29 protein-coding genes are annotated in these 25,867 nt (G+C 57.7%); 15 read left to right on the forward strand and 14 right to left on the reverse strand.

What is annotated here, in order from left to right; genetic code table 11:
• The first annotated feature begins 98 nt into the window (after positions 1-98).
• From yajC to BAR1_RS06130, 10 genes are all read left to right on the forward strand, one after another.
• On the forward strand, positions 99-431 hold the full coding sequence (yajC, locus tag BAR1_RS06080) for a preprotein translocase subunit YajC (RefSeq protein WP_118944363.1): 333 nt from the start codon (positions 99-101) through the stop codon (positions 429-431).
• Positions 432-462: 31 nt separating this feature from the next.
• On the forward strand, positions 463-2,124 hold the full coding sequence (secD, locus tag BAR1_RS06085) for a protein translocase subunit SecD (protein WP_118942199.1): 1,662 nt from the start codon (positions 463-465) through the stop codon (positions 2,122-2,124).
• Positions 2,125-2,128: 4 nt separating this feature from the next.
• Positions 2,129-3,097, forward strand: a complete 969-nt coding sequence (gene secF, locus BAR1_RS06090) for a protein translocase subunit SecF (RefSeq protein ID WP_118942200.1) — start codon at positions 2,129-2,131, stop codon at positions 3,095-3,097.
• On the forward strand, positions 3,098-3,847 hold the full coding sequence (locus BAR1_RS06095) for a sulfite exporter TauE/SafE family protein (RefSeq protein WP_118942201.1): 750 nt from the start codon (positions 3,098-3,100) through the stop codon (positions 3,845-3,847). It begins immediately after the preceding gene.
• Positions 3,848-4,124: 277 nt separating this feature from the next.
• Complete coding sequence (locus BAR1_RS06105) at positions 4,125-4,472, forward strand: Mth938-like domain-containing protein (RefSeq protein ID WP_118942203.1); 348 nt, start codon at positions 4,125-4,127, stop codon at positions 4,470-4,472.
• A 111-nt stretch (positions 4,473-4,583) separates the two neighbouring features.
• Entirely contained in the window at positions 4,584-5,201 is a 618-nt protein-coding gene (ccmA, locus tag BAR1_RS06110; protein WP_118944364.1) for a heme ABC exporter ATP-binding protein CcmA, read from the forward strand.
• Complete coding sequence (gene ccmB, locus BAR1_RS06115; RefSeq protein WP_118942204.1) at positions 5,198-5,854, forward strand: heme exporter protein CcmB; 657 nt, start codon at positions 5,198-5,200, stop codon at positions 5,852-5,854. The genes ccmA and ccmB overlap by 4 nt, the downstream gene beginning before the upstream one ends.
• 53 nt (positions 5,855-5,907) lie before the next feature.
• Positions 5,908-6,636, forward strand: coding sequence for a heme ABC transporter permease (locus BAR1_RS06120; RefSeq protein WP_118942205.1), 729 nt, complete (start codon positions 5,908-5,910; stop codon positions 6,634-6,636).
• Positions 6,633-6,791, forward strand: a complete 159-nt coding sequence (gene ccmD, locus BAR1_RS06125) for a heme exporter protein CcmD (protein ID WP_323368589.1) — start codon at positions 6,633-6,635, stop codon at positions 6,789-6,791. The genes BAR1_RS06120 and ccmD overlap by 4 nt, the downstream gene beginning before the upstream one ends.
• Positions 6,784-7,332, forward strand: coding sequence for a DsbE family thiol:disulfide interchange protein (locus BAR1_RS06130; protein WP_118942206.1), 549 nt, complete (start codon positions 6,784-6,786; stop codon positions 7,330-7,332). Before ccmD ends, BAR1_RS06130 begins: the two co-directional genes overlap by 8 nt.
• A gap of 135 nt (positions 7,333-7,467) precedes the next feature.
• On the opposite strand, the gene BAR1_RS06135 is transcribed toward BAR1_RS06130, so the two are convergent.
• Entirely contained in the window at positions 7,468-8,139 is a 672-nt protein-coding gene (locus BAR1_RS06135) for an HAD family hydrolase (RefSeq protein ID WP_118942207.1), read from the reverse strand.
• 6 nt (positions 8,140-8,145) lie between these two features.
• The gene (acnA, locus tag BAR1_RS06140) at positions 8,146-10,833 is read right to left on the reverse strand and encodes an aconitate hydratase AcnA (RefSeq protein ID WP_118942208.1); all 2,688 of its coding nucleotides are present in this window, start codon (positions 10,831-10,833) and stop codon (positions 8,146-8,148) included.
• A 232-nt stretch (positions 10,834-11,065) separates the two neighbouring features.
• Here acnA and BAR1_RS06145 point away from each other — a divergent pair, with 232 nt between their 5' ends.
• Positions 11,066-11,764: a DUF1223 domain-containing protein gene (locus tag BAR1_RS06145; RefSeq protein WP_118942209.1), complete on the forward strand. Its 699-nt coding sequence runs from the start codon at positions 11,066-11,068 to the stop codon at positions 11,762-11,764.
• Here BAR1_RS06145 and BAR1_RS06150 read toward each other — a convergent pair.
• The 6 genes from BAR1_RS06150 to BAR1_RS06175 all read right to left on the reverse strand — a co-directional run bounded on the left by BAR1_RS06150 (position 11,728) and on the right by BAR1_RS06175 (position 15,621).
• Positions 11,728-12,636, reverse strand: a complete 909-nt coding sequence (locus BAR1_RS06150) for a lysophospholipid acyltransferase family protein (RefSeq protein ID WP_118942210.1) — start codon at positions 12,634-12,636, stop codon at positions 11,728-11,730. The genes BAR1_RS06145 and BAR1_RS06150 overlap by 37 nt on opposite strands.
• Positions 12,637-12,707: 71 nt before the next feature.
• On the reverse strand, positions 12,708-13,364 hold the full coding sequence (gene nthA / locus BAR1_RS06155) for a nitrile hydratase subunit alpha (RefSeq protein ID WP_118942211.1): 657 nt from the start codon (positions 13,362-13,364) through the stop codon (positions 12,708-12,710).
• Between the two features lie 3 nt (positions 13,365-13,367).
• On the reverse strand, positions 13,368-13,634 hold the full coding sequence (locus BAR1_RS06160; protein WP_118942212.1) for an SH3-like domain-containing protein: 267 nt from the start codon (positions 13,632-13,634) through the stop codon (positions 13,368-13,370).
• Positions 13,627-14,160 carry a cupin domain-containing protein gene (locus tag BAR1_RS06165; protein ID WP_118942213.1) on the reverse strand — a complete coding sequence of 178 codons (534 nt, stop codon included), beginning with the start codon at positions 14,158-14,160 and terminating at the stop codon, positions 13,627-13,629. Before BAR1_RS06165 ends, BAR1_RS06160 begins: the two co-directional genes overlap by 8 nt.
• A complete protein-coding gene (locus BAR1_RS06170) occupies positions 14,135-14,473 on the reverse strand; it encodes an SH3-like domain-containing protein (RefSeq protein WP_228408764.1) in 339 nt (112 codons plus the stop codon). The genes BAR1_RS06165 and BAR1_RS06170 overlap by 26 nt, the downstream gene beginning before the upstream one ends.
• A gap of 68 nt (positions 14,474-14,541) precedes the next feature.
• Positions 14,542-15,621: a flagellar motor switch protein FliG gene (locus BAR1_RS06175; RefSeq protein WP_323368590.1), complete on the reverse strand. Its 1,080-nt coding sequence runs from the start codon at positions 15,619-15,621 to the stop codon at positions 14,542-14,544.
• A 263-nt stretch (positions 15,622-15,884) separates the two neighbouring features.
• Here BAR1_RS06175 and BAR1_RS06180 point away from each other — a divergent pair, with 263 nt between their 5' ends.
• Positions 15,885-17,018 (forward strand): NAD(P)/FAD-dependent oxidoreductase, encoded by a 1,134-nt coding sequence (locus tag BAR1_RS06180; protein ID WP_118942215.1) that lies wholly within the window; start codon positions 15,885-15,887, stop codon positions 17,016-17,018.
• A gap of 6 nt (positions 17,019-17,024) precedes the next feature.
• On the opposite strand, the gene BAR1_RS06185 is transcribed toward BAR1_RS06180, so the two are convergent.
• Together BAR1_RS06185 and purB are read right to left on the reverse strand one after the other, a co-directional pair.
• On the reverse strand, positions 17,025-18,188 hold the full coding sequence (locus BAR1_RS06185; RefSeq protein ID WP_228408765.1) for a serine hydrolase domain-containing protein: 1,164 nt from the start codon (positions 18,186-18,188) through the stop codon (positions 17,025-17,027).
• A 120-nt stretch (positions 18,189-18,308) separates the two neighbouring features.
• Positions 18,309-19,616 carry an adenylosuccinate lyase gene (gene purB / locus BAR1_RS06190; RefSeq protein WP_118942216.1) on the reverse strand — a complete coding sequence of 436 codons (1,308 nt, stop codon included), beginning with the start codon at positions 19,614-19,616 and terminating at the stop codon, positions 18,309-18,311.
• Positions 19,617-19,751: 135 nt separating this feature from the next.
• On the opposite strand from purB, the gene BAR1_RS06195 reads away from it, so the two are divergent.
• Both BAR1_RS06195 and BAR1_RS06205 read left to right on the forward strand, forming a co-directional pair.
• Complete coding sequence (locus tag BAR1_RS06195; protein ID WP_118942217.1) at positions 19,752-20,351, forward strand: biotin transporter BioY; 600 nt, start codon at positions 19,752-19,754, stop codon at positions 20,349-20,351.
• Positions 20,352-20,622: 271 nt separating this feature from the next.
• Complete coding sequence (locus BAR1_RS06205; RefSeq protein ID WP_118942219.1) at positions 20,623-21,480, forward strand: alpha/beta hydrolase family protein; 858 nt, start codon at positions 20,623-20,625, stop codon at positions 21,478-21,480.
• Between the two features lie 56 nt (positions 21,481-21,536).
• On the opposite strand, the gene BAR1_RS06210 is transcribed toward BAR1_RS06205, so the two are convergent.
• The 4 genes from BAR1_RS06210 to BAR1_RS06225 all read right to left on the reverse strand — a co-directional run bounded on the left by BAR1_RS06210 (position 21,537) and on the right by BAR1_RS06225 (position 24,719).
• The gene (locus tag BAR1_RS06210; RefSeq protein ID WP_228408766.1) at positions 21,537-22,196 is read right to left on the reverse strand and encodes a hypothetical protein; all 660 of its coding nucleotides are present in this window, start codon (positions 22,194-22,196) and stop codon (positions 21,537-21,539) included.
• 46 nt (positions 22,197-22,242) lie between these two features.
• Positions 22,243-22,740, reverse strand: coding sequence for a hypothetical protein (locus BAR1_RS06215; protein WP_118942220.1), 498 nt, complete (start codon positions 22,738-22,740; stop codon positions 22,243-22,245).
• A 106-nt stretch (positions 22,741-22,846) separates the two neighbouring features.
• Positions 22,847-23,395 carry a DUF4386 family protein gene (locus BAR1_RS06220; RefSeq protein WP_162891680.1) on the reverse strand — a complete coding sequence of 183 codons (549 nt, stop codon included), beginning with the start codon at positions 23,393-23,395 and terminating at the stop codon, positions 22,847-22,849.
• Between the two features lie 106 nt (positions 23,396-23,501).
• Positions 23,502-24,719: a bifunctional alpha/beta hydrolase/OsmC family protein gene (locus BAR1_RS06225; protein ID WP_118942222.1), complete on the reverse strand. Its 1,218-nt coding sequence runs from the start codon at positions 24,717-24,719 to the stop codon at positions 23,502-23,504.
• A gap of 180 nt (positions 24,720-24,899) precedes the next feature.
• Between BAR1_RS06225 and BAR1_RS06230 the strand changes: the two genes are divergently transcribed.
• Complete coding sequence (locus BAR1_RS06230) at positions 24,900-25,793, forward strand: endonuclease/exonuclease/phosphatase family protein (RefSeq protein WP_118942223.1); 894 nt, start codon at positions 24,900-24,902, stop codon at positions 25,791-25,793.
• The last annotated feature ends 74 nt before the right edge of the window (positions 25,794-25,867 follow it).

Below are 25,867 nucleotides of genomic sequence, written 5' to 3' on the forward strand. Positions count from 1 at the left end.
ATGCGGCATCTGCTTGCCAAGCAAATGGGCCACATATAGGGTGCGCGCCAACGCTATCGGGCATGAAGGCCCGCACAACATACCAAGAGGACGACACAATGTTTGTTACACCCGCATACGCACAGGCCGCAGGGGCAGGGGGCGCAAGCGCGCTTGGCTCGTTTCTGCCGCTGATCCTGATCTTTGCCATCATGTATTTCCTGCTGATCCGTCCGCAGCAAAAGAAGATGAAACAGCATCAGGCGATGGTCGCAGCCCTGCGTCGCGGTGATCAGGTTGTGACGGCGGGTGGCATCGTCGGCAAGGTGGTCAAGGTGAAAGAGGGCGGCGAAGTCGAGATCGAAATCGCATCGGGCGTCAAGATCCGTGTGATCCAGTCGACCATTTCGCAGGTTCTGAACAAAACCGAACCGGCCAACGACAATAAATAATCCGAAACATCTGTAAAATACAGGCAAACATATGCTGCAATTCGATCTTTGGAAGCGCATTGTCATCTGGGGGCTGGTCCTGATCGGCCTGCTGATGGCGGTGCCGAACGGGTTTTACACCCGTGTGGAACAACACAACGATGCGCTGGTCGAGATCGAGAAGCTGGGCAGCACACCTGAACGTCAGGCGGCTGTGGAAGAATGGCCCGGCTGGATGCCATCAAGCCTTGTGAACCTCGGCCTTGATTTGCGCGGTGGGGCACATTTGCTGGCCGAAGTGCAGGTCAAGGATGTTTACGAGGCCCATGTCAAAAGCATGTGGCCCGATGTGCGCGATGTGCTGCGTCCGGCGCGTGATGTGGTCGGCGCTGTGCGCCGGCTGGATTCGCCCCCCGACCAGTTGCGGGTGCGCATTGGCAATCCTGAAAACATGGACAAGGCACTGGAACTGGTGCGGTCCTTGGCTCAGCCGGTTGCTTCGCTTGCCGGTGTCGGCGCAACAAATATCGAGGTTTCCGCAGACGGGGATGTGATCACCGTGCAGCTGTCCGAAGCCGAAAAACAGGCTGTGGACGAACGCACAATCCAGCAATCGCTGGAAATCATCCGCCGTCGTGTGGACGAAGTGGGCACGCGCGAACCGACGATCCAGCGCCAAGGCACGGACCGGATTCTGATCCAGGTGCCCGGTCTGGGGTCGGCGCAGGAATTGAAGGATTTGCTGGGGTCGACCGCGAAACTGGAATTCAAACCGGTTGTGGGCCGCACGTCTGATCCTGACGCAAATCCGGGTGCACGAAACGAGGTTTTGCCATCACTGGACGAAGAGGGCGTTTATTACATCGTTGAAGAACTGCCTGTTGTCACCGGTGAAGAACTGGTCGATGCGCAGCCCACCTTTGACCAGAACGGCCGCCCTGCGGTGAACTTCCGGTTCAATGCGACGGGCGGGCGCAAGTTTGGTCTGTATACAGCCGAAAACATCGGCGCTCCATTTGCGATCGTATTGGATAACGAGGTAATATCAGCCCCGACAATCCAGAGCGCGATTATGGGGGGATCGGGCATCATCACCGGCAATTTCACGGTCGAGGAATCGACCAAGCTGGCCGTTCTGTTACGGGCCGGGGCCTTGCCCGCCAAGATGAATTTCCTCGAGGAACGCACGATCGGACCGGAATTGGGTCAGGACAGTATCGATGCCGGTAAAATTGCGGCGATTGTTGCTGGCATCGGTGTGTTGGTGTTCATGGTGCTGTCTTACGGGCTGTTCGGTCTGTTTGCCGATATCGCCCTGATCATCAACGTTGCGCTGATATTCGGCCTGCTGTCGATGATCGGCGCCACGCTAACCCTGCCGGGGATCGCGGGCATCGTTTTGACGGTCGGGATGGCGGTGGACGCCAACGTGCTGATTTTTGAGCGAATACGCGAGGAGCTGAAAGCCGCCAAAGGGCCGGCACGGGCGATCGAGCTGGGCTATGAAAAAGCGCTGAGCGCGATTGTTGATGCCAATATCACCACCTTCATCACGGCTGTAATCCTGTTCGTCATGGGGTCCGGCCCCGTGCGCGGGTTTGCGGTGACGCTGGGTCTGGGGATTATGACATCGGTCTTTACGGCAATTTTTGTGACACGGCTGATCATTGTCATGTGGTTTGAACGCCGCAAGCCCAAACAGATAGAGGTATAAGACCATGAGACTAAGACTTGTACCCGCCGAAACGAACTGGGATTTCTTCAAGGTTCCGGTTCTGACACTGGGAATATCCGGTTTGATGATGGTGCTCTCGGTGGTGTTGTTTTTCACCATGGGGCTGAATTACGGCATCGATTTCAAAGGTGGCACCACGATCAGAACAGATGCCGAAGTTGCTGTGGATGTGGGGGCCTATCGCGATGCGATTTCGCCACTGAAACTGGGGGATGTTTCGATCACCGAAGTGTTTGATCCGACCAAGCCGGACCAGAATGTCACACAAATCAGGATCGAGGCACAGGACGGCGACGAGGCCATCACCACCGATACGATTGCCGAAATCAAATCGGCCCTTCAGGCCTATGAACCTTCAATCAAGTTTGCAGCGGTAGAATCCGTCGGCCCCAAGGTTTCCGGCGAACTGGTCTGGACTGCGATCGAAGCGGTGATCGCGGCAATCTTTGCGGTGCTGTTCTATATCTGGTTGCGGTTTGAATGGCAGTTTTCGCTGGGCGCTGTGGTTGCGCTGGTGCATGACGTGACCCTGACCATCGGCGTATTTGCCCTGTTCCAGATCAAGTTCGACCTGTCGATCATTGCGGCCTTGTTGACGATCGTGGGCTATTCCCTGAACGATACCGTGGTGGTGTTTGACCGCGTGCGGGAAAACCTGCGCAAATACAAAAAGAAGTCGCTGAAAGAGGTGCTGAACCTGTCGATCAACGAAACCCTGTCGCGCACGGTGATGACCTCGGTCACCACATTGATTGCGTTGATTGCGCTGTTCGTGCTGGGGGGCGACGTGATCCGCGATTTCGTCTTTGCGATGATTTGGGGTGTGATTGTCGGGACATACAGTTCGGTGTTTATTGCCTCGGCTATCCTGCTGCGCCTTGGGGTCAAGCGGGACTGGAGCAAGAAAGACCCGAAAGATGTCGGCGGCCAATACGCCAAAATCGACGCCTAAATGCAGGCCCTGACCGAAGCCGTTGCGATTGACGGCTTCTGGTTGCTGGTCGCCGCTGCGGCAGTTGCCGGTCTGGTGCGCGGGTTTTCGGGCTTTGGCACGGCGATGGTATATCTGCCCGTCGCCGGCCAGATCCTGACCCCGTTTCAGGCCCTGACAACCCTGATGGTGATGGACCTGATCGGCCCCTTGCCCAACATCCCCAGCGCCATCCGCACCGGTCATAAACGCGACATCTTGCGGCTGTCCGCGGGCACTTTGGTGGCGCTGCCGCTGGGTGTGCTGGTGCTTGGCCTGATCGCGCCCGAGGTGTTTCGCTATGGCGTGTCGCTGATATCCCTGCTGTTACTGGTGCTGCTGATGGCCGGCGTGCGTTATCACGGCACGCTGCGCCCGCCGATGGTCTATGGCACCGGCGCGGTGGGGGGATTTCTGGCGGGCAGTGTGGGCCTGCCCGGGCCACCGGTGATCATGCTTTATATGGCCAGTCCGAACCCGTCCGAAGTGATCCGCGCCAATATCATGGTTTATCTGTTGTTGTGCGATTTGATGATGATTGGCGTGCTGCACCTGAACGGGTATTTACAGGTCTCGGCTGTGGCCTTGGGCGCGCTGCTGATCCTGCCTTATCTGGCGGCGAATGTGCTGGGCGGCTGGCTGTTTCGGCCCGGATACGAGCGCCTGTATCGCGCCATTGCCTATTTCATTATCGCCGCATCGGCGCTAAACGGGATGCCATTGTTTGACTAGGGCCTGTTGACGTTCCCCACACCGCACTGGCGCGAGTCCAAAATTGCAGCCAGCGCGTTGATTTGCCCGCAGCGATGCCGGTATCGGCAAGGGGAAATCCGCGCGTTGGAAGCAATTTTGGCCGCGTCCCGCAGGGATTTCACCAAAATCCGCCATTGCGACACCAATTTCGCTTGCAAGGGGGCCACCCTTGCGGCACTCAATTGGCTTGCACTGGCGGATTTTGGGCTGAAACCAGTGCGGTGTGGGGAACGTCAACAGGCCCTAAGGAACGACCATGCAATTCACAGAAGTCGAGTTTCACGACGTCCAGCCGATAGACGGCTTTGGCCCGGGTTTTTTCCGCATCGGTGGCAAGGTTTACGAGGGGTCGTTACTGGTGCAGCCCAATTCGGTTGTATCCTGGGGCGGCTACGGGGATACGGCGGCCCTGATGGCGCTGGAGGTGGATGTGTTGTTTTTCGGCACCGGCGCCGAGACCGCCTTTATCCCGCGGGATTTGCGCGAAGCACTGGAAAAGGCAGGGATCGGGGTGGAACCGATGGGCAGCCCTGCGGCCTGCCGCACCTATAATGTATTGCTGGCCGAGGGGCGGCGCATCGCGGCGGCGTTGTTGCCGGTTTAACGCTTTGTTCCAAAGAGTTTCCTGCCTCCGGCGGGGATATTTATGGAACAGTAATGGGGGCGACCTTTTCGCGTCTTTTCGCAAGCGGCGGCATGGGGTATGCGGGTGGTTATGGAATTGATGAAAGTGACAAACCTTGCCTGCACCCGTGGCGGTGTGGCGGTTCTGGAGGGGGTGGATTTCACCCTGAAAGCGGGGCAGATTTTGATGCTGCGCGGGCCGAACGGCATTGGCAAGACCACGCTGTTGCGTACCCTTGCGGGGTTGCAACCGGTGCTCGAGGGCTCGGTTTTGGCCGCGCCGGATGCTTTGACTTATGGCGCGCACGCGGACGGGTTGAAATCGACCCTGACGGTGACAGAAAACCTGACGTTCTGGGGGCGGGTTTATGGTGTGGCAGATATTGCACCGGCGCTAAAGGCGTTCAATCTGGAAGATTTGAAAGACCGCGCAGCGCATAACCTGTCAGCGGGGCAAAAACGCCGCCTTGGACTGGCGCGCCTGTTGGTGACAGGACGGCCGGTCTGGGCGCTGGACGAGCCGACGGTTTCGCTGGATGTGGCCAGTGTCGGGCTGTTTGCCGATGCGGTGCAGGCGCATTGTGCCGCCGGTGGTGCTGCGCTGATTGCCACGCATATTGATATGGGGCTGGACGCCGATGTGCTGGACCTGACCGGCAACAAGGCCAAGCCGCGTGATCTGGCCGGATTTGACGAGGCATTCGAATGATTGCAATTTTGCTACGCGACATGCGGCTGGCGATGCGGGCCGGCGGGGGCTTTGGCCTTGGGCTTGCATTTTTCCTGATTGTGGTGGTGCTGGTGCCCTTTGGTGTGGGACCGGAAAGCGCGCTACTGGGCAAAATCGCGCCCGGCATCCTGTGGGTCGGGGCGCTGCTGGCGTGTCTGCTGTCGCTGGATCGCATATTCGCGCTGGATTTCGAGGATGGATCGCTTGACCTGCTGGCCACAGCCCCTGTGCCGCTGGAAGGGGTGGTGGCGATGAAGGCCTTTGCCCATTGGCTGACCACCGGCCTGCCGCTGACCATCGCGGCCCCGTTTCTGGCGGTGTTGCTGAATATGCCGGATCAGGGGTTCGTCTGGCTGGTCGTGACGCTGGGGCTGGGCACACCGGCGCTGTCGTTCATCGGCACATTCGGCGCCGCGCTGACTGTGGGGCTGAAACGCGGCGGTCTGCTGTTGTCGTTGCTGGTGCTGCCGTTATACGTTCCAACGCTGATTTTCGGGGCCGAGGCCCTGCGCCGCGGGGCCTTGGGTATGGACAATACGACCCCGCTGTTAATGCTGGCCGGAATCACCGCCGGAGTGGTCGCGCTGCTTCCATTTGTAGCGGCTGCAACCATACGCATCAATTTGCGTTAGGCGGGGTGTAGGGGTTAATATGACGTTGGAAACGAACGCTTGAAGGTGGGTTAATGTCACTCTGGGAATACGCCAATCCAAAGAAATTCATGCAGACCTCGGGGATATTCCTGCCGTGGTTTGCCGCCCTTGCGATTATCCTGTTCGCCGTCGGGCTGATCTGGGGGTATTTCTTTACGCCCGAGGCTGAAAATTTCGGCTCGTCCGTGAAAATCATCTTTGTGCATGTGCCCGCCGCGATGATGGCGATCAACATCTGGGTGATGATGCTGGTCACCTCGCTGGTCTGGCTGATCCGCCGCCATCATGTTTCCGCACTGGCGGCCAAGGCGGCAGCACCGATCGGCATGACAATGACGCTGATTGCCCTGTTCACCGGCGCGATCTGGGGGCAACCGATGTGGGGCACCTATTGGGCGTGGGATCCGCGCCTGACATCCTTTCTGGTGCTGTTCCTGTTCTATCTGGGCTATATCGCCCTGTGGGAGGCCATCGACGATCCCGATACCGCCGCCGATCTGACGGCTGTTCTGTGCCTTGTCGGTTCGGTCTTTGCGGTGCTCAGCCGTTATGCGGTGAATTTCTGGAATCAAGGTTTGCATCAGGGCGCGTCCCTGTCGCTGGATAAGGAAGAACATGTCTCGGACGCCTATTCCAACCCGCTTTATGTTTGTATTGCGGCGTTCATATTACTGTTCATAACGCTGGTGCTGATGCGCACCCGCACCGAAATTCGCAGCCGCCGCCTGAAGGCGCTGATCGCACGGGAGCGTATGGGATGATGCCTGATCTGGGGAAATATCAAAATGAAGTGATCGCGTCCTATGTGGTGACTTTATTGTTGCTCCTTGCGCTGTTGGTGTTTAGCTGGGTCCGTGGCCGTCGCGTAGCAAAAGCGCTGCGCGAGGTCGAGGAACGGCGGGCAAAGAATGGCTGAAAAACGAAAAGTTAATATACTGGCGATCCTGCCGATTGTTATTTTCGCAGCACTGGTTGCGGCATTTTTCATTCCCGGCCTTGGGCGGGACGATCCCAAGAATATCCCTTCAACCCGCGTCGGCAGCCCTGCACCGGCGCTGTTTGTCGGCGAGGATCAGGCGGCAGGCACAGGGTTTAATGATAAAACCCTGCGCAGCCCCGGTATCAAGATGGTGAATTTCTGGGCCTCATGGTGTGGCCCCTGTCGGGCCGAGCACCCCAACCTGATGAAGCTGGCCGAAGGTGGCTTGCGGATTTACGGTGTGAACTACAAGGACCGGCCCGAGGATGCCGCCCGTTTTCTGGCGGGGCTGGGCGATCCTTTCACTGCGATCCTGTCCGATACAAAGGGGCGTAATGGAATCGAATGGGGGGTAACCGGTGTGCCCGAAAGCATGCTGATTGACAGCAATGGCGTGATCCTGTGGCATTTCCGCGGGCCGATCACCCAGAGCATTATCGACAAGCAGATGCAGCCGATACTGGACGCAAACAAATAGCGTTACGGGTGGGCTGCGGTCAGGGCCAGCAGCAATAGTACCAATACTTCGATTAGTGGAGCAGGCGCAAAAGATATGTTGCGGTGTTTGGGCGGGGTTAAATCTATCATCGCCGGAATGTTTACAGCGGTTTTGTTAATGTCTGATTAGCGCGCGCCCAATCAACCCGATCATTCGCGCCCCTTGCAATATATCCGGCGCAATGGTGTGCCCCAGTTTACGCATTTCAGGGGCAGGGGTGTTGATGTCGGGCACCTGAACCGTGCGTGCACCTGACGCAAAGGCGGCGGATGCGCCCGGATCGCTGTCCTCGAAGGCGGCGCAATTTTTGGCCTTCATTCCTAGGCTGGCCGCTGCCGCATGATAGATATCGGGTGCCGGTTTGCCGTGCTTCACTTGTTCGCCGCCGGTTACGGTTTGGAAATACGGCAATATCCCCGCGATTTCCAGATGCTCCTGCGCTTTGGGGGTGTGGGTCGAGGTAGCAACAGCACAAGGCAGCCCCTGATTCTGCAACAGTTCCAGCAATACCGGAACCCCGTCTTTTAACGGAATCCCCTGCGCCATACGGTTTCGGATATGCGCATACCAACCCTCGTAGAATTCAGGGTAATCGACGCGCCCGTCCAGTGCTTTTCGCAAGATGACTTCACCTGCATCCGCCCGCAGGCCGATCAGACGAAAGACCACGTTGTCCATATCCGGCAGGCCGAATTCAACTGTGGCCTGCCTGAAACATTCGACGACCAGCCGCTCGGTATCGAGCAGCAGGCCGTCCATGTCGAACAAGACGCCCTGATAGGGCATCCGTGATCAGCTTTTCGCCAGATCGCGCAACACATAATGCAGCACACCGCCATGTTCGATGTATTCGATCTCGATCTCGGTATCGATACGGCATTTCAGGGTGATGTCCTTGGTCGATCCGTCACCATATGTGATGGTCGCAGGCACATCGGACAGCGGTTTCAAATCACCCTCAAGCCCGTGGATCGAAACGGTTTCATCGCCCTTCAGGCCCAGCGACTTGCGGTTGTCGCCACCCGTGAATTCGAACGGAATGACACCCATGCCGACAAGGTTGGAACGGTGGATCCGCTCGTAGCTTTCGGCAATCACTGCCTTTACCCCCAGCAGGGCGGTGCCCTTGGCGGCCCAGTCGCGGCTGGAACCGGCCCCGTATTGCTGACCGGCAATCACCACCAGCGGGATGCCGGCCTCTTTATAGGCCATCGCGGCGTCAAAGATCGGCATCTGCTTGCCATCCGGTCCCAGCGTATAGCCGCCTTCGACCCCGTCCAGCATTTCGTTTTTGATGCGGATATTGGCAAAGGTGCCGCGCATCATCACCTCGTGGTTGCCACGGCGCGAGCCATAGGAATTGAAATCGCGCTGCGCCACCTGACGGTCGATCAGATACTGGCCCGCAGGGGTTTCGGGGGTGAAAGAACCGGCAGGCGAGATGTGGTCGGTGGTGACCATATCGCCCAGAATGGCCAGAACCTTGGCACCTTCAACATCGCTGATTGTGCCCGGCTCTTTTGGCATGTTCTGGAAATAGGGCGGGTTCTGGATGTAGGTCGAGGTCGGCGGCCAGTCGTAGGTCAGGCTGTCCGGTGTCTGCACCGCCTGCCATTTTTCATCGCCTGCAAATACATCGGCGTATTTAGACTGGAACGCCTCGCGGGTGACGGTTTTTTCGACCAGTTCGGACACTTCCTTGCTGCTGGGCCAGATGTCTTTCAGATAGACGTCGTTGCCGTCCTTGTCCTGCCCGATCGGGTCATTGACAATGTCGATATCCATCGTGCCGGCCAGCGCATAGGCCACCACCAGCGGCGGGCTGGCCAGATAGTTGGCGCGCACATCGGGGCTGATGCGCCCCTCAAAGTTGCGGTTGCCCGACAGAACCGATGTGGCCACCAGATCGCCTTCGGCAATTGCTGCCGAAATTTCCTTCTGGATCGGGCCGGAATTGCCGATACAGGTGGTGCAGCCATAGCCGACAAGGTTAAAGCCAATCGCATCCAGATCCTTTTGCAGACCGGCCGCTTCCAGATATTCGCTGACCACTTGCGATCCCGGCGCAAGCGAGGTTTTGACCCACGGTTTGCGGTTCATACCCAGTTCAGCGGCCTTGCGGGCCACCAGACCCGCGCCGATCATCACATAGGGGTTGGATGTGTTGGTGCACGACGTGATCGAGGCGATCACAACCTTGCCGCTCTCCATCGTGTAATCTTCGCCAGAGACCGGCACTTCCTTGTGCATCGGGCGTTTGAAGACGTCTTTCATTTGCTGTTCAAACGCCGTTTTGGCCTGATCCAGCGCGATGTAATCCTGCGGACGCTTGGGGCCGGAAATGGCGGGCACAACGGTGCTGATGTCCAGCGACAGGGTGTCGGTGTAGATCGGCGCGTAATCGGCGCCGCGCCAGAAGCCGTTTTCCCTGGCATAGGCCTCGACCAGCGCGATGCGGTCCTCGTCACGGCCCGAAACCCGCAGGTAACGCAGGGTTTCGTCGTCCACAGGGAAAAAGCCACAGGTGGCGCCGTATTCCGGTGCCATATTGGCGATGGTGGCCCGATCGGCCAGTGGCAGATGGTCCAGACCGGCGCCATAGAATTCAACGAATTTGCCAACCACGCCCTTTTCGCGCAGCATGGCAACGATTTTCAGCACCAGATCGGTGCCGGTCATGCCCTCGGCCATTTCACCGGTCAGCTCAAACCCTACAACCTCGGGGATCAGCATGGAAATCGGCTGACCCAGCATTGCCGCTTCGGCCTCGATCCCGCCAACGCCCCAGCCCAGAACCGCCAGACCGTTGACCATGGTGGTGTGGCTGTCGGTGCCGACCAATGTGTCGGGATAGGCCACTTCATGGCCGTTCTGGTCCTTGTCGGTCCAGACGGTTTGCGACAGGTATTCAAGGTTCACCTGATGGCAGATACCGGTTCCCGGCGGCACAACGCGAAAGTTGTTAAAGGCGTTCTGGCCCCACTTCAGGAAAGTATAGCGTTCGATATTGCGTTCATATTCACGCTCGACATTAAACTGGAAGGCACGCGGATTGCCGAATTCGTCGATCATCACCGAATGGTCAATCACCAGATCAACGGGGTTCAGCGGGTTGATCTTTTCTGGGTCCCCGCCAAGGCCGATAATCCCGTCACGCATCGCGGCCAGATCGACTACGGCAGGCACGCCGGTGAAATCCTGCATCAACACGCGGGCAGGGCGGTAGGCGATCTCGCGCGGGTTATTACCACCGTTGGTGGCCCATTTGGCAAAGGCCTTGATGTCATCAACCGTTACCGTTTTGCCATCTTCAAACCGCAGCATGTTTTCCAGCACCACCTTTAGCGATGCGGGCAGGCGCGAGAAATCCCCCAGACCGGCGGCTTGGGCGGCGGGGATGGAATAGTAATCCACGCTTTGCTTGCCAACGGTTAGGGTTTTGCGGGTCTTGGCGCTGTCTTGGCCGACGGTGATGGTCATGGCGGGACTCCGTTTGTTGGGGTAAGGGCAGGGCATAAGCCCCTTTCACCTGCGCTTTTGACGCATCCGGCAGAGTCGTTCAAGGGGGAAGACAGCAATTTGTATACCATTGCACACAAAAACTTGTGACGCGGATGTTACGAATTTTGCAAGGAACCTCGCAAAACCTTGATTGGCTATTGATCAGGGGGCGTCTTAAATGGAGACTGGATGCGGGCAAGAAAGGCGAAAAATGCGCAAATATCTGGTGATTTTGACAGGGGTGTGGATGGCACTGGCGGGATTCGCCACGGCACAGTCCAGCCCTGTTGTGGTGGAACTATACACGTCGCAAGGCTGTTCAAGTTGCCCGCCTGCTGACGAGTTTCTGGGAAAACTGGCCAAGCGCGATGATGTGATCGCCCTGTCGCTGCATGTGGATTACTGGGATTACATCGGCTGGAAAGACATCTTTGCCAGCCCGAAGTTCACCGATCGCCAACATGCCTATGCCCGCGCGGCCGGCAAGCGGATGGTTTACACGCCGCAAATGGTAATCGCAGGGCAGGACCATGTTGTCGGCACCAAACCCGGCGAGGTTTCCCGCCTGATCAAGGCCCATAGCAAAACCCCTGACCCCGTGAAACTAAGCGTGACCCGCAAAGGGAACCGGCTTGAAATCATGGCTGAACCTTTGCAAGAGGGGTTGGGCCGGATGGTGGTGCAGTTGGTGCGGTTCAAGGACGGGCAGACGGTGCGTATCAAGCGCGGTGAAAACGCCGGGCGCGATTTGTCCTATTCCAATGTGGTCACCGAATGGGAAGTTCTGAAGGAATGGAACGGGCGCAGTCCGCTGTCAATTTCGGCGAAAATTACCGGTGACGATGATTGCGTGATCATCATTCAGCGGGCGTCTCATGGGCCGGTATTGGCCGCAGCGCGGGTGCGCTGACGTTCGGGTTTCCAGCGCCGGTGAATCCAGAACCATTGCCCCATATGTTTGCGCACCAGATCTTCCAGACTGTCATTTAGGGCTTGCGTCATGGTTTCGGCATCCGTGTGCGCAATGGGGGCATCCACCTGAATGGTGAAATCCAGCCCGTTTTCGGCGCGGATACCATAGATCGGCACCAGCAAGGCATCATATTTCAACGCCATTTCCGCCGCCGACAGGGCGGTGGGGGCAACCTTGCCGAAATAGGTCAGCGGGGCACCGTGGGCCATATGCTGATCCACCAGAAATCCGGTCATCCCGCCCGAGCGCAGGAATTTCAGCATCTGCCCCAACCCTTTGCGGCCACGCGGGAACAGCGGGGTGCCGATTGTCGAAATTGCGGCTTCATAATGTTTGTTGAAAAAGACGTTTTTCATCGGCATGTATATCGCGCCCACCCGATACCCCCGCGCAATCAGGGCCGCGCGGGGCACGTCGTAATTGCCAAAATGGCCGGTGACCAGAATAACGGGGCGGCTTTCTTGATGGGCTTGCTCCAGCGCCTGCGCCCCGTCACCGCCAAGCGGGATGTCACGCACGCGGTCGATGAATTCCTTGCCTGAATAGATCTCGATCAAGGTGCGGCCGGCGTTGTCGGGCACCTCAAAGCACAGGCGCTCCACTTCGGATTTGTCCAACTCGGGGCAAACATACGCCAGATTGCCGCGGATACGTTTGGTATAGCCCGCCAAGGGGGCCACAATCCGCGCCATGATCCAGCCGATCAACGGCACACGGATACGGTAGGGAAACAGCATCACCAACCGGAACATCCCGCGGATCAGCAGGTTGACGATGTAATCGCTACGGGATTTGCCTTTTTCTGCCATTTGGGCCTTTGGTGGTTTGCTTATTTTGGCCAAGTCATAAATGCCCGTTCACCGGATAACAAGCGCGGGGGTTAGACCGGGGATTTAGCAAGGCCGACGCCAATCATACTGTCGCGTGTCACCAGTTCGGCCAGTTTATCGGCGCTCCAGCCATCTGTTCCGTCTGGACGTCGCGGCAGCACGATATAACGCATGTCGGCAGTGGAATCATGCACCCTGACGGTGGTGTTCTCCGGCAGGGTGACGCCGAATTCCGCCAATACCTTGCGCGGTTCCTTGACCACCCGCGAACGATAGGCGCGGGATTTATACCAGTCCGGCGGTAGTCCCAGCAGGTTGCGCGGGTAGCAGGAACACAGGGTGCAGACGATGATGTTGTGGGTGTCGGCGGTGTTCTCGATTGCAATCAGGCGCAGCGGGCCGATGTCAAAGCCCATTTCGCGGCTGGCGTCCGAGGCGTCCTTCAGCAAACGGGCCTTGAAATCAGGGTCGGTCCAGGCCCGTGCCACAACAGCGGCACCGTTGGCGGGTTCGCGCGAATCCATTTCGTCGATCTGGCGGGCAATTTCTTCCGGCGTCAGAACACCTTTTTCCACCAGCAATTCCCGCATGGCGATTTCCATGGTTTGCCAATAGGTTAGGGGGCGATCATCATCTTCGCGGTATGGGTGGCCCGACGGGCTCATGCCGCTGTGGTGAAAATCGTCATCATGGTGGTCATGGGGCATGGGTCAGTCTACCTTTTCCAGCCAATGCGCATAGATTTCCGCATCCAGCGTGTCATCGGGGTTTTCTGCATTCTTGCCCCAGATTTCCACCATGGTGAACCGGACACGGACAAGTGGTTGCATTTCCTTTTCCAGCCGATATGCGGCACGTTCGGGATTGGCAAATTCGCCCAGCCTGCGTTCGATGGTGCCGGATTTGCCGCGCAAATAGCAAGGCGTGCGCACATGGCCCGGCGGCATCATGGATTTGACGCGGACATGCTCAGCCATTTTGCGGGTCTTTCATGAGGGCCATTGCATCATAAGAAGCAAAGGCATCCAGCGGGGCGATTTCCATCGCGGAATAGTCATGGCCGGATCGCACCAACCGCTTGTTCAATTCGGGAAAATCGACGATTTCGGATGGCAGGTTATCACCGCCTGTCAGATAGATTAAAATCTCGTCTCCGGTATTTGTCAGCTTGTGCGCTGCGCCCCGTGGCGGGAAGGCCGCAAAATCGCCAGCGCTTATAGCGTGGTCAACGCCATCCAGCGCCAAAGTGCCGTGGCCCGACAGGATATAAATCCATTCCTCTTCGTTGTGGTGTCGATGGGCGGGAAAGGAACACAGGCCTTGTGCAAGATGGATAAGGGAAACGCCAGTACTGTTTAATCCAGCCATGCGTGACAGGGCAAACATCCGCGGTTTGGCCTCGTCCACCAATGGATGGCGATAGTCAAATGGCTGGGCCGCGATGTCTGCTGCGCGCAAAATCGGCAGTTTTACGGGGTCATTGCCCATCTGCGGCCTCGCCATAAGTATCGCCACGCGCCTTGACCCTTTCCATCCGCTCGCCCAGTTCTGCCAGGGAATAGGCGCCGGCTTCGATCATGTTCTGGCTCACCGCGGCGACCCAGCGTTCATAGTAGGACATGGTTTCAAAGGCCTCTTCGCCCATATCCTCGATCGCGCGGCGCAGGCCGTCGACAGTGAAATATCCCTTGGAGGAACACAGCACCATCAACGCATCCACGCGCTTTTCCCAAAGGGCATAGTCGTGATCCTCGGGCAGAACCGCACCTGCGGCCTGTCCGCCCATATCGTGCCAGCGGCGTCCTGTTTTATCCATTGTGGCAGGCTAGGGCGCGTTCCGGGTTATGGCAAGCCCCCTGCGTTGGCGCATATCAATCGAAATTATTATTCGTCGTCGCCAACCACAAAGAATACTTCGCCCGCGGCCTCCAGTTCGCGGATTTCGGCAACAACCGCGCTCATCGCTTCTTCGCCATCGGAGTCTTTGACCTGGCCCAGTTCCTTCATTTCTTCGCGCAAACCTTCGGCCATGCGTTTCGAGATGTTCTGAAGGATGAATTCGCTGGACTCTTCCAGCCCGCCTGCCTCGGCCGCTGCCAAAGCCGTAACCAGAACCGCCTGATCCACGCCACGGGTGATCTTTGGCACATCCCGCGGGTCAATCCGCGCCGGAATATTGGCAAAGGTAAAGATCGCCTTGCGCACTTGAATGGCAAATTCCTTGTCTTCCTCTTCAAGGCCTTCAAGCACATCATCGCGGGTTATTGCGGGCGAGAAGTTCAGAATGGCCCCAACGCGTTCGACCGGCCCGTCATCAAAGGCCTTGGGGGGCACGCTGTCCAACTGGCTGGCCAGCGCCTGTCCGATGCGTTGTACCGCCGCCGGTGTTACTGCGCTGGTCAGGGACATGGCATAAGTGATCCGCCGTGCCTGCGGGCCGGGCAACAGGCCCAGCAGTTCGGCGGCCTTGGAAACACTTAGTTTTGACAGCATCACAGCGGCCACTTCGGTGCTTTCCTGTTCCAGCACAGGCAACAGGCGATCCACCTCCAGCCCCATGATCCGTTCCCACGGATCGCCCGTGCGTTTGACGCCGCCTTCACGGCGAAGGCGTTCGGCCAGTTGCGGATTGATCGAGTCATTCAGCGCGTTCAGCGCCCCCTCAAGGCCACCGGCGAATGACAGCCCGATGCTTTCCAGTTCGTTGATAAACTCCTCGACCACAGACGTCACTGTTTCGCGGGTGACACTGCGCATGCTGCCCATCTGCATGGTCAGATCCTGCTGCATTTCCTCGGGCAGATCGGTCAGGGACAGTTCGGCGCCTTCGGACAATAGCAGACGCACGATGATTGCCGCCTTTTGCTGACGGCTGATCGCGGGGGGCGGGGGCGACATAGGCGGGGGCATTGCGCCGGTATCGGGCATGGGCAGGTCAGGCAGGGGCGACAGGGCTGTATTCACGTTGCGGTTCTCCGGTCCGGTTTACGCCAACTTGGCAGAATCGGGTTAAGGTTCTCCTTACGGGGGCAGTCAGAATTGCATTTCCTGATGGTGTGTTCTGGCGGTATGCAAGCAGACCCCGGAATACCTGCCTGAAACGGTCGGATTTGTCGCATTCCTTCGGCCCGCTGGCAAATATATAAAGCACGGATTCCCCAATTTGCAGTTTCCATGCTAGCAAAGGGGAGGAATTTATTGTCACCACTTTACCGGTAAGGCTCCAAATGACCCATATTGTAATATTAGGAAGCGGATTTGGCGCGTTGACGGCTGTGCGCGAAATCCGCAAGTCGAAGATCGAGGCCCAGATTACCGTGGTTTCGCCCAGCAACCACCTGACCTATCTGCCCAGCCTGATCTGGATGCCGTCGGGGATGCGCAATGCCTCTGATATCGACGTAAATCTGGAAAAATTCTTTGCCGAGAAAAATGTGGTCTGGCATCAGGGATCGGTGGTCAATGTGAAAGAAGGTGGGCGGCTGGTGGAAACCGATACCGGCGAGATCCGCAACGATTACCTGATCATCGCCACCGGCAGCCGCTTTATCAAGAAACTGCCCGGTCTGGTGGAACATGCGATTATCCCGTGTGAAGGGGCGTCAATGGGGCAGCAAATCCATGACCGGATCAACGCGATGGAGGGGGGCACGATTGCCTTTGGTTTCGGCACCAACCCGAAAGAACCCAAGGCCGTGCGCGGCGGGCCGATGTTCGAATTCCTGTTCGGCATGGACACCATGCTGCGCCGTCAGGGGCGGCGGGACAAGTTCAAGCTGGTATTTTTCAATGGTTCCGAACAACCGGGCAACCGGCTGGGCGGCAAGGCCGTTGGCGGCTTGTTGAAACTGATGGCCAAGCGCGGGATCGAAACCCATCTGGGCGCAAAACCGATCCGCATGGAAGCCGACAAAGTGGTGACCGAGCGCGAGGAAATCCCCGCCGATCTGATCCTGATGATGACGGGGATGACAGGGCCGTTGTGGCTGGACAATACCGATCTGCCACGATCCGAGGGCGGGTTTATTCAGGCCGACCGAAAATGCCGGGTGCATGGGCTGAGGGGCACATATGTGGTTGGCGATACCGGATCCTATCCGGGGCCGGAATGGTTGGCCAAACAGGCGCATCAGGCGGATTTGCAGGCCGAGGCGGCGGTGAGGAATATCATCGATGAAATCAACGGCCGTGAACCGGGCCATGATTTCAAGGCGGAACTGATCTGCATCGTCGATACGCTGGACAGCGGTATTCTGGTGTTCCGTAATGAAAAACGCACCATATTCCTGCCGCCAATGAAGATTTTCCACTGGGCCAAACGGATGTTTGAACGCCATTACCTGCGCGCTTACCGGCGCTGAAAACCATCAAAGTGCAGCGGCAATCTTGCGGAACATTGCGATATTCTGGTCGGCAACCCCGTCTTCGCGGAATTTCCGGTCCGCTGCATTGGTGGCGATGACAACCCCCAGATCGGTGTTGATATAGATATACTGCCCGTAAACTCCGCGCGCCATATATTCGCCTTTGGGCGCGCCTGTTGGTATCCACCATTGATAGCCGTAACCGATATGCCCCTTGGCAGTCGGTGCGGAGGGAATGGTCGAGGCCTCTATCCAGTCTTGCGGCACGATCTGCTTTCCGTTCCATTTCCCGCCATTCATATTCATAAGACCAAAGCGCGCATAGTCGCGGGTCGTCATGTTCAGCCCGCCCAGAACAAACGCCACACCCGAACCGTCGGTTATATAATAGGGCGTCTTTTCAAGGCCCAGCGGCAGCAGAATTTTCTCGCTTAGCAGATCGGGTATTGAGCGTCCTGTGGCGCCCCGAATAACCATGCCGATCACATGTGTATCGATTGATACATATTGCCAAACCGTTCCCGGCTGGTTTTCCCGTTCTTTGATGCCGGCGGCGAAATCGTCTAGCGTGCCACCCAGCGCAACCACGCGGCCCATTTTGTTGATGTCGGAATTGAAATCCAGATAGTCCTCGTTGAATTTCACCCCGCTGGCCATGTTCAGAACATTGCGAATGGTTGCCCCTTCATAGGCAGACCCTTTCAGGTGCGGGGCGTATTTCACCACCTGTTCGTCAAGCGAGCCGATCTTGCCCTCGGCCACCAGAATGCCCAGCAAATCCGCCAGATAGCTTTTGGCGACCGACCATGAAATGCGCAGATCATCCTGACCGGTGCCCTGATAATACTGTTCGGTGACGATTTCCCCGTCTTTCAGAACCACCAGCGCGGTGACGCTGCGTTCCTTGATCCAGTCATCCAGCCCCTCAACCGCGGGGGCAGGGTTGCCGATTGGCAATTCCGAAGCCGCGCCATCGCCAATGTCCAGCGGGGTGGTCAGGAACATGCTGTCCATATGGCTGAAATTGTTGACGATCTTTTCTTCTGAAAACAGGCTGTTGACCGCCAGCAGGCGCATGATCTTCTCGCGTTGCCAAAACCCGACGGCCGCAAGGATGATGATCAGAACCACCAGAATGCGGAGTGATATTTTCAAGAATTTACCCAACTCAAATCTCCTTTTTGGGGGAATTGAACAGGGTCGCGTCGAAAGTTCAAGGATGATCTGGTGGCGGAAAGGGTCCCGCCACCAAAGGTTTGCTACAGTTTGCCTGGCTGTATCGACCTGTCAGCTTTCGCCAAACACCCGTTTAAAGATCGTATCCACATGTTTGGTGTGATAGCCGATGTCGAATTTTTCCTCGATCTCCTCGGCACTCAGCGCCGCCAGAACATCCGCATCGGCCAGCAGTTCGGTTTTGAAATCCTTGCCTTCCTCCCAGACCTTCATCGCGTTGCGCTGAACCAGCTTGTAAGCATCCTCGCGCGAAACACCTGCTTGCGTTAAGGCCAGCAAAACCCGCTGGCTCATCACCAGACCACGGAATTTGTTCATATTGGCCAGCATGTTGTCGGGATAGATTACCAGCTTGTCCACCAGCCCCGTCAGACGGGCCAGCGCGAAATCCAGTGTGATGGTGGTGTCCGGCCCGATGTTGCGCTCGACCGAGCTGTGCGAGATGTCGCGTTCGTGCCAAAGGGCCACGTTTTCCATCGCCGGCACCACGGCCATGCGCACCAGACGGGCCAGACCGGTCAGGTTTTCCGACAGAACTGGGTTGCGTTTGTGCGGCATTGCGCTTGAGCCTTTTTGACCCTTGGAAAAGAACTCCTCGGCCTCCAGAACCTCGGTGCGCTGCATGTGGCGGATTTCGGTGGCAATGTTTTCGATGCTGCTGCCAACCACGCCAAGCGCGGCAAAGAATGCGGCGTGACGGTCGCGCGGGATCACTTGGGTCGAGATCGGCTCGACCTCCAGTCCCATTGCCTTGCAGACGTGTTCCTCGACCGCCGGATCGATATTGGCGAAGGTGCCGACCGCGCCGGAAACTGCGCCTGTGGCCACTTCCTTGCGGGCCTTTTTCAACCGGTTCAGGTTACGGTCCATTTCCGCGTAGAAACGGGCGAAGGTCAGGCCCATGGTGGTGGGTTCGGCATGGATACCGTGGCTGCGCCCGATGCGCACTGTGTCCTTATGTTCAAACGCACGGCGTTTCAGGGCGGCCAGCAGGTCTTGCATATCCTTGATCAGAATATCGCTGGCCCGCACCAGTTGCACGTTAAAACAAGTGTCCAGCACGTCCGAGGATGTCATGCCCTGATGCACAAAGCGGGCTTCGTCATTGCCGATGATTTCCGCCAGATGGGTCAGGAATGCGATCACATCGTGTTTGGTCACCGCCTCGATTTCGTCAATGCGGGCGACATCAAACGGCACGTCCTTGGCTTTCCAGACGGCCTCGGCGTTTTCCTTGGGGATCACGCCCAAAGCGGCCTGTGCGTCGCAGGCGTGGGCCTCGATCTCGTACCAGATGCGGAATTTCGTTTCGGGGGACCAGATGGCAACCATATCGGGGCGGGAATAACGGGGGATCATTTCGTAAGGCCTATATGTTGGGTGCTAGATGGGGCCTCTCATAAGGGGCAGGGCGGCGGCTGGCAATCTTTACCTTGCCTATGCGCGCGCGCTGGGGCAAAAAGGCGCTAAGTTTTATCAACAGGAGATGACGACATGGCGGCAACGGCAACAAATCGGGTTCTGGCACAGGTTTTCGGCGCAAACGAGGGCGCAGCCCTGCGTGCCAAACAGGCCGCACTGGTGGTTTCGGGAATCGCCGCATTGGCGGTTTCGGCCAAGATTATGGTGCCGATGCTGCCGGTTCCGATGTCGATGGGCACATTCGCAGTGCTGACCATCGGGGCGGCATACGGCGCACGTCTGGGGCTGGTGACGATCATCGGCTATATGCTGGTCGGTATGCTGGGCTTTGACGTATTCGCCAAATCCACCGCCGATCTGAACGGTCTGGAATATATGATGGGCAGCACGGGCGGCTATCTGCTGGGCTTTGTGCTGGCCACGGTGGCGCTGGGTCTTCTGGCGGCACGCGGCTGGGACCGCTCGCCGGTGAAAATGGCCGGTGCCATGCTGATCGGCAATGCGCTGATCTATGTGCCGGGTTTGCTGTGGCTGGGCGTTCTGTATGGCTTTGACAAGCCGATCCTGGCATGGGGCCTGACACCGTTCCTGATGGGCGACGCGGTGAAGCTGGCCCTTGCGGCGGTTCTGCTGCCGGCGCTCTGGAAACTGGTCGGCCGCGCCCGCGGCTAAGATCTTTTGAATCAACCAATCAGGGGCGTGGCTGATGGCTGCGCCCTTTTTCGTTATTGGTGACACTCTGCGCGCCAAAATGGCAGCGCCCGACCTGGAGGGCGCGTATCGCTTTGGGTTGTGCTGGTTAAACGGTTGTGGGAAACCGTTGACATATCAATCGGGCGCACTGTTGCAAAGCGCCCTCCGTGGGGAGGTCGGGCGCTGTCATTTTGGCAAAATGACGGGTGGCAAATGGCGATGTATACGGAGGCAAGTATAAGGAAATACCATGAAACATGTCGGTTGCCAACATATCCGCGTCTGGGACGATCAGGCCAACATCGGCTTTCCGGTGTTCATCATGTATCCGGCAGCAGATGTGCACGGGCCCTATGAAATCGGCCCCTTCAGCGTCACCGCCGGCCTGAACGCGCCCGCAGGGCAGGGGCCTTATCCGGTGGTGGTGATCTCGCATGGGTCAGGCGGTCACCGGCTGGTCTATCTGACACTGGCGCAAGCCTTGGCCGAGGCCGGCTATGTGGTGCTTTGCCCCGAGCATTTCGGCAACAACACCGACGACAATTTCCTCGAAGGCAAAACCCGCAATCTGGAGCTGCGCCCGCGTCATATCACCCTGTGCCTGAACGCGCTGGCGGATAACGACATTCTGGCAGGCGCGGTGCAGACAGACAAGGCCGCCGTGCTGGGCCACTCGATGGGCGGCTATACGGGGCTGGCGGTGGCGGGCGGCAGGCCATGGAGCATCACGGGTCGCCGCGTGCCTGTCATCGCGGATAAGCGCATCAAGGCCCTGATCCTGATGGCCCCCGCAACGGGATGGTTCACGCCTGACGGGTCATTGGCCGAGGTCACCGTGCCGATCCTGGCCTACCACGCCGAACACGACAGTCTGACCCCGTTCAACAATGTGGAACGGATACTGGATCAGGTGCCGGACAAGGGCAAGGTCACCGTCCACCACGTTGAAAACGCCGGACATTTGTCGTTCCTCTCACCGTTCCCGGAGGCGCTGGTTACACCCGGGTTTATACCGGCCCAAGACCCCGAGGGATTTGACCGTGTGGCGTTTCATCAGCGGCTGACGGGGGAAGTGGTGGCATTTCTGAACGGGGTGTTCGGGGGGTGAGGTATGATAGGCTGCGTGAAAATACCCGCTAATCGCGATGCTATTATTTGCACAGATCAAAACTTCTGAAAAACATTCTCCAATAGCGTTTCTATATGTGCGGCGGATTTGTTTGCGCTGACTTTCAAAGAGTTCGGGTGGCCACAGCCGTTTCGTAAATCGAGTGCAGCTTTCAACTGGGCTTTCACATTTTTCCCAATAATAGATAACCCCTCGATCCGGTTGAGAAAATCACTTTCGCCCATCTTGCCCAGATCATCCGACGTTACGGCGACTTTCCATTTCCTGCCCATGATGCGGGTGGCTTCTGTGTTGAAATTAGCCAGTCGGTTAGCACAAACATATTTGTGCAACACATCCATCGCGCCGAGCCACGACATGACAATGGCCGAGCGATACAATTCCGCCTCATGGCATTTTATCGCCTCTTCCACAAAGCTACGAGTTTCGTCGTCGCTGATCTTGTCCAGATGCGCGCGCAGGTCTACCGCGACCTGCATTGCAGCAGGGCTGATTTTGGAAACACCAAGGTTGCGCAAGTGCAACTTTCCTGCATTGGTGATTTCCCAGCCGCTGGTTTTGATGGCTTTGCCTTTGCTAGCGGAGAGAATGGATGAAATATTCCATTTCTCGGCAGCCCGAAAACCTGCGGCTGCGGCAATTTCTTTGATCTTGGCAACGGCCACCGGATTGTCCTGTGTTGCCAGTATCAGCAACAGCTTGTCCAGCCGCGTCAGGTCTTTTTGAAGCCAGTCTTTCAGATCATCCGATGTTAGCAATACTACCCTCAAGCCTAGTTTTCTCGGTTGCGCTCAAGGAATAAGTATCACTTGCTCCGTGGTTCACACGATTGTTCTTAATCAGAGTTCGCAAGCTACTTCCCAAGTTACTGCTCATGCTCTTTTTATAGTAGGTAGTTGCGGTTCTCATTTCCTTGGAAATATCACCCTGTTTAACACCCGCATTTCCATCCACTAGTTCCAATTTTGCTAGCGCACAAATAGCCAATTCGGTTGTCGAATTTGCACCAAGATGCGCGGCAATGGTGCTTGTCGAGAAATCAAACCCATTCGATGGGGCGGACGAGATAGACCCATTCGTGGCATCACTTGTGGTTTCCAGCTCGGGCAGAACCTGTGTTGACAGATCAGCCATTTTCGACAACAAGCTTTCCAGCCCGTCTTTCAGAAACGAAGGTTCACCTTCATACTCAACCTCCATCGACCCAACCTTGATTCGTATTTTCGCACCGCTATCCATAGGCCCTCCTGTCACTACATCTATTTAGAATAGAATTATGCTATCACTAGATATTGAGCAAATCAATCATAACGTGCGCAGCGTTTCGTATCCCAATCGGGCGATTTTATACAGTCTCCGAAAACCCCTTCACCATCAACCACACAGCCAGAAAGACCTCGTTCAACACCAGCGGGATCACCAGCGCGTCCAGTGGGGCATATTGCACCCCGAACAGTTTGATCATCGTGACCAGCAGCAGGGCGAGGGTAGCGAGGCCTCCCCACACGGAGATAAATCGCGGCACAGCACGGGTGCGGTAAAGCAGGGCGTAGAAGAACAGCGCCCCGGTGATGAAGAAATAGATGTGGATGTGCTCGTAAATGCCGTTGCGGTAAGGCTCCAGCGCGGGCGACAGGATGAAGATGCCGCCGATGATCATCAGGACTCCCTCGGCAAAACGGGCGGCCATATAGGCGATGTTCAGGGCTTTGTGCGGGCGAAAGATCGGCCACATCAGCAGCGGGATGCCGATCACCGCCAGACCGCTGGCGATGTCGGTGATCACGCCCAAAGGTTTGCTGCCGGTGATGGTGTAGGTCAGCATGGAATAGGCCAGCAGGATCAGGGTGCCGGTGGCTGTGGCCCTTTGTTTATCGGTAAGCGTGCTGAACATGCGGGCCTGCGGGGTTGCTGCGGTAACCGGTGTTGCGGTTTTTACAAGTTGGCAGGGGAATGTGGTGCTGCCCCGCACTTGATGCGGGGCCTACAACGGCATGTTGTCACTCCGCCAGCGTGGTTTCAATCCGTGACGAATGCAGCAATGTTTTGTGCACTGGACATTTGTCCGCAATCTCCAGCAGGCGTTTGCGTTGGGCGTCATCCAGATCCCCGCTGATGTGGATTTCCCGTTTGAAACAGTCGATCTTTTGCGCCTTTTGCCCCGCTATAGCGTCCTGTGCGTGCACCTTGTCGTGGGTGACATCGACCCAGACGCGTTCCAGCGGCCATTTCTTGCGGCGGGCATACATGCGGATGGTCATGCTGGTGCAAGCGCCAAGGCCGGCCGACAAAAAGCCGTAAGGCGACATGCCGCGGTTGGTGCCGCCATAGGCGATCGGCTCGTCCGCCAAGGCGTGGTGGTAGGGGCCGGAGGTGATGTCTTGCAGATAGCCGTCCGGATCGGCCTCGCGTACGCGCACCACGCCTTCGGGCGCGCCGATGGGCGGGGCGGGGGGTGTTAAGTCCAGATAGCGGCTGGCCCATGCGGCGATCACACCGGCGGCGTATTCGGCATCGGTTGCGCGGGTGATCAGGTGGTCGGCATCATCCAGCGTGACAAAGCTTTTGGGGTGTTTTGCGGCCATAAAGATTTCGGCGGCATTGTCGATGCTGACCACGGTGTCGCGCGGGGCGTGCAGCACCAGCAGGGCGCGATTCAGGCCCGCGATCGCCGGTGCCAGTTCGGATTTCGAAATATCCTCGATGAATTCACGGGCGATTTTGAAGGGGCGGCCGCCAAGGCAGACATCGGCCATGCCCTCGGCGCAAATCTCGGAAATCGCGCCTTTGAAATTATGGGTGACATGTTCGGGATCAAACGGCGCGCCGATGGTGACAACGGCTTTTACACTGTCGATCCTGCCGGCGGCCATCAGCACCGCCGCCCCGCCCAGCGAATGGCCGATCAGCATGCTGACCGGCATATCGCGTTTCGCCAGATAGTCGGCGGCCAGCACCAGATCATCAATGTTCGAGGAAAACGAGGTGTTCTCGAATTCACCTTCCGAATGGCCCAGACCGGTGAAATCGAACCTGAGCACAGCGATCCCCATCGCGGCCAGCCGGCCGGCGATGCGGCGTGCGGCGGGGATGTCTTTGGAACAGGTGAAACAATGGGCAAAAAGGGCGGTGCCCAGATGCGGCCCCTTGGGCATGTCCAGACGGGCCGCAAGCCTATGCCCATTGTGGCCGGTGAAGGTGATTTTTTCGCTTTGCATGGGGACTGTCCCTTGGTCTGTTCGTGTTTCAATCAAGGATGGGGTGGCGGGGCCGGATGTGCAAGGTGTGTGACAGCGGGTCACGCCACAGTGATGTTTTTCGCACAGATTGTGAGGGCGTTGACCAACAGCGTCGGGCTGCCTAAGAACGGGCCGAGTGTCATTTTGTGAAAGCCCTGTATGTTCCTGCGTTTCCTTGCCTTGATCTGCGCCCTGATCTGCCTGTTTGTTCTGGGGGCCAGCCATTTTGGGGCACTGCACCCGCTGGGGGATTCACTGGCGGTGTTTCGCGGGGGTCTGGCCATTGTCGGGGCTGTGGCGGTGTTGGTGCTGGTGTTGCAACGACGCCTGTTGTTGGCCGTGTTGGGGGCAGGGTTGGTGCTGTGGTCGGCTTACACGGTATTGGCGCCAAGGTTCACGTTTTCGGCGGCGCTGGATACGCCCTATGCGCTTTATCAAAAAAACATGTCGTTCCGGATGCCGGACACGGGTCCATTGGCGGCAGACATATTGCAGCAGGCGCCGGATTTTGTGACGCTGGAGGAGGTGGACAGGGAAAACCTTGCCCTGTTGGCCGCGCTGAAACCGGACTACCCCGCACAGGCCTTTTGCCCGTTCATGAATGTCGGCGGGGTGGCGGTGGCCTCGCGCTGGCCCAAAGTGGCGGGCAGCGACGTTTGCCTGCAAGGGCAGGGCATGGTGGCAATGCAGGTGGAGACGCCGGAGGGGCCGGTCTGGGTGGTGGCGCTGCATCTGCATTGGCCGTATCCGCATGGGCAAGCGGCACAGGTGCGAGGGCTGGAAACAGCCCTGAAGGCGCTGGAGGGGCCGGTGGTGCTGGGGGGCGATTTCAATATGGTGCCCTGGTCGCATACGATGCAGGCCATCACTTCGGCCACCAAAACCCGCCGGATCGGCGCGCCGAAATACACATTCCCGCTGTTTGACGGGCTGTATACGCTGCCGATTGATCATGTGCTGGTGAACAGGAATTCCCGCCCCGCCGAAACAGAACGCCGCCCGCAACTGGGGTCGGATCATTTCGGATTGCTGGCGCGGTTCTATCTGCGCTGATACACAGGGATACAATCTTGACCTAGATGTGAGGCCCGCGCACCTGTACTCATCGTCTTGCAGGTTATATTCTA

The organism is Profundibacter amoris, assembly GCF_003544895.1.
GTDB classification, from domain to species: Bacteria; Pseudomonadota; Alphaproteobacteria; order Rhodobacterales; family Rhodobacteraceae; genus Profundibacter; species Profundibacter amoris.

Excerpts from the sequence above, each read along its gene's own strand:
- BAR1_RS06120 (WP_118942205.1), top strand. The coding sequence starts at position 5,908 with ATGTCACTCTGGGAATACGCCAATCCAAAGAAATTCATGCAGACCTCG.
- BAR1_RS06215 (WP_118942220.1), bottom strand. The coding sequence starts at position 22,740 with ATGGATAGCGGTGCGAAAATACGAATCAAGGTTGGGTCGATGGAGGTT.
- BAR1_RS06205 (WP_118942219.1), top strand. The coding sequence starts at position 20,623 with ATGAAACATGTCGGTTGCCAACATATCCGCGTCTGGGACGATCAGGCC.
- secF (WP_118942200.1), top strand. The coding sequence starts at position 2,129 with ATGAGACTAAGACTTGTACCCGCCGAAACGAACTGGGATTTCTTCAAG.
- BAR1_RS06150 (WP_118942210.1), bottom strand. The coding sequence starts at position 12,636 with ATGGCAGAAAAAGGCAAATCCCGTAGCGATTACATCGTCAACCTGCTG.
- ccmB (WP_118942204.1), top strand. The coding sequence starts at position 5,198 with ATGATTGCAATTTTGCTACGCGACATGCGGCTGGCGATGCGGGCCGGC.
- nthA (WP_118942211.1), bottom strand. The coding sequence starts at position 13,364 with ATGCCCCATGACCACCATGATGACGATTTTCACCACAGCGGCATGAGC.
- secD (WP_118942199.1), top strand. The coding sequence starts at position 463 with ATGCTGCAATTCGATCTTTGGAAGCGCATTGTCATCTGGGGGCTGGTC.
- BAR1_RS06180 (WP_118942215.1), top strand. The coding sequence starts at position 15,885 with ATGACCCATATTGTAATATTAGGAAGCGGATTTGGCGCGTTGACGGCT.
- BAR1_RS06220 (WP_162891680.1), bottom strand. The coding sequence starts at position 23,395 with ATGTTCAGCACGCTTACCGATAAACAAAGGGCCACAGCCACCGGCACC.
- BAR1_RS06135 (WP_118942207.1), bottom strand. The coding sequence starts at position 8,139 with ATGCCCTATCAGGGCGTCTTGTTCGACATGGACGGCCTGCTGCTCGAT.
- BAR1_RS06095 (WP_118942201.1), top strand. The coding sequence starts at position 3,098 with ATGCAGGCCCTGACCGAAGCCGTTGCGATTGACGGCTTCTGGTTGCTG.
- BAR1_RS06195 (WP_118942217.1), top strand. The coding sequence starts at position 19,752 with ATGGCGGCAACGGCAACAAATCGGGTTCTGGCACAGGTTTTCGGCGCA.
- BAR1_RS06165 (WP_118942213.1), bottom strand. The coding sequence starts at position 14,160 with ATGGCGAGGCCGCAGATGGGCAATGACCCCGTAAAACTGCCGATTTTG.
- BAR1_RS06225 (WP_118942222.1), bottom strand. The coding sequence starts at position 24,719 with ATGCAAAGCGAAAAAATCACCTTCACCGGCCACAATGGGCATAGGCTT.
- BAR1_RS06170 (WP_228408764.1), bottom strand. The coding sequence starts at position 14,473 with ATGGATAAAACAGGACGCCGCTGGCACGATATGGGCGGACAGGCCGCA.
- ccmD (WP_323368589.1), top strand. The coding sequence starts at position 6,633 with ATGATGCCTGATCTGGGGAAATATCAAAATGAAGTGATCGCGTCCTAT.
- BAR1_RS06160 (WP_118942212.1), bottom strand. The coding sequence starts at position 13,634 with ATGGCTGAGCATGTCCGCGTCAAATCCATGATGCCGCCGGGCCATGTG.
- BAR1_RS06130 (WP_118942206.1), top strand. The coding sequence starts at position 6,784 with ATGGCTGAAAAACGAAAAGTTAATATACTGGCGATCCTGCCGATTGTT.
- BAR1_RS06230 (WP_118942223.1), top strand. The coding sequence starts at position 24,900 with ATGTTCCTGCGTTTCCTTGCCTTGATCTGCGCCCTGATCTGCCTGTTT.
- purB (WP_118942216.1), bottom strand. The coding sequence starts at position 19,616 with ATGATCCCCCGTTATTCCCGCCCCGATATGGTTGCCATCTGGTCCCCC.
- acnA (WP_118942208.1), bottom strand. The coding sequence starts at position 10,833 with ATGACCATCACCGTCGGCCAAGACAGCGCCAAGACCCGCAAAACCCTA.
- ccmA (WP_118944364.1), top strand. The coding sequence starts at position 4,584 with ATGGAATTGATGAAAGTGACAAACCTTGCCTGCACCCGTGGCGGTGTG.
- yajC (WP_118944363.1), top strand. The coding sequence starts at position 99 with ATGTTTGTTACACCCGCATACGCACAGGCCGCAGGGGCAGGGGGCGCA.
- BAR1_RS06145 (WP_118942209.1), top strand. The coding sequence starts at position 11,066 with ATGCGCAAATATCTGGTGATTTTGACAGGGGTGTGGATGGCACTGGCG.
- BAR1_RS06105 (WP_118942203.1), top strand. The coding sequence starts at position 4,125 with ATGCAATTCACAGAAGTCGAGTTTCACGACGTCCAGCCGATAGACGGC.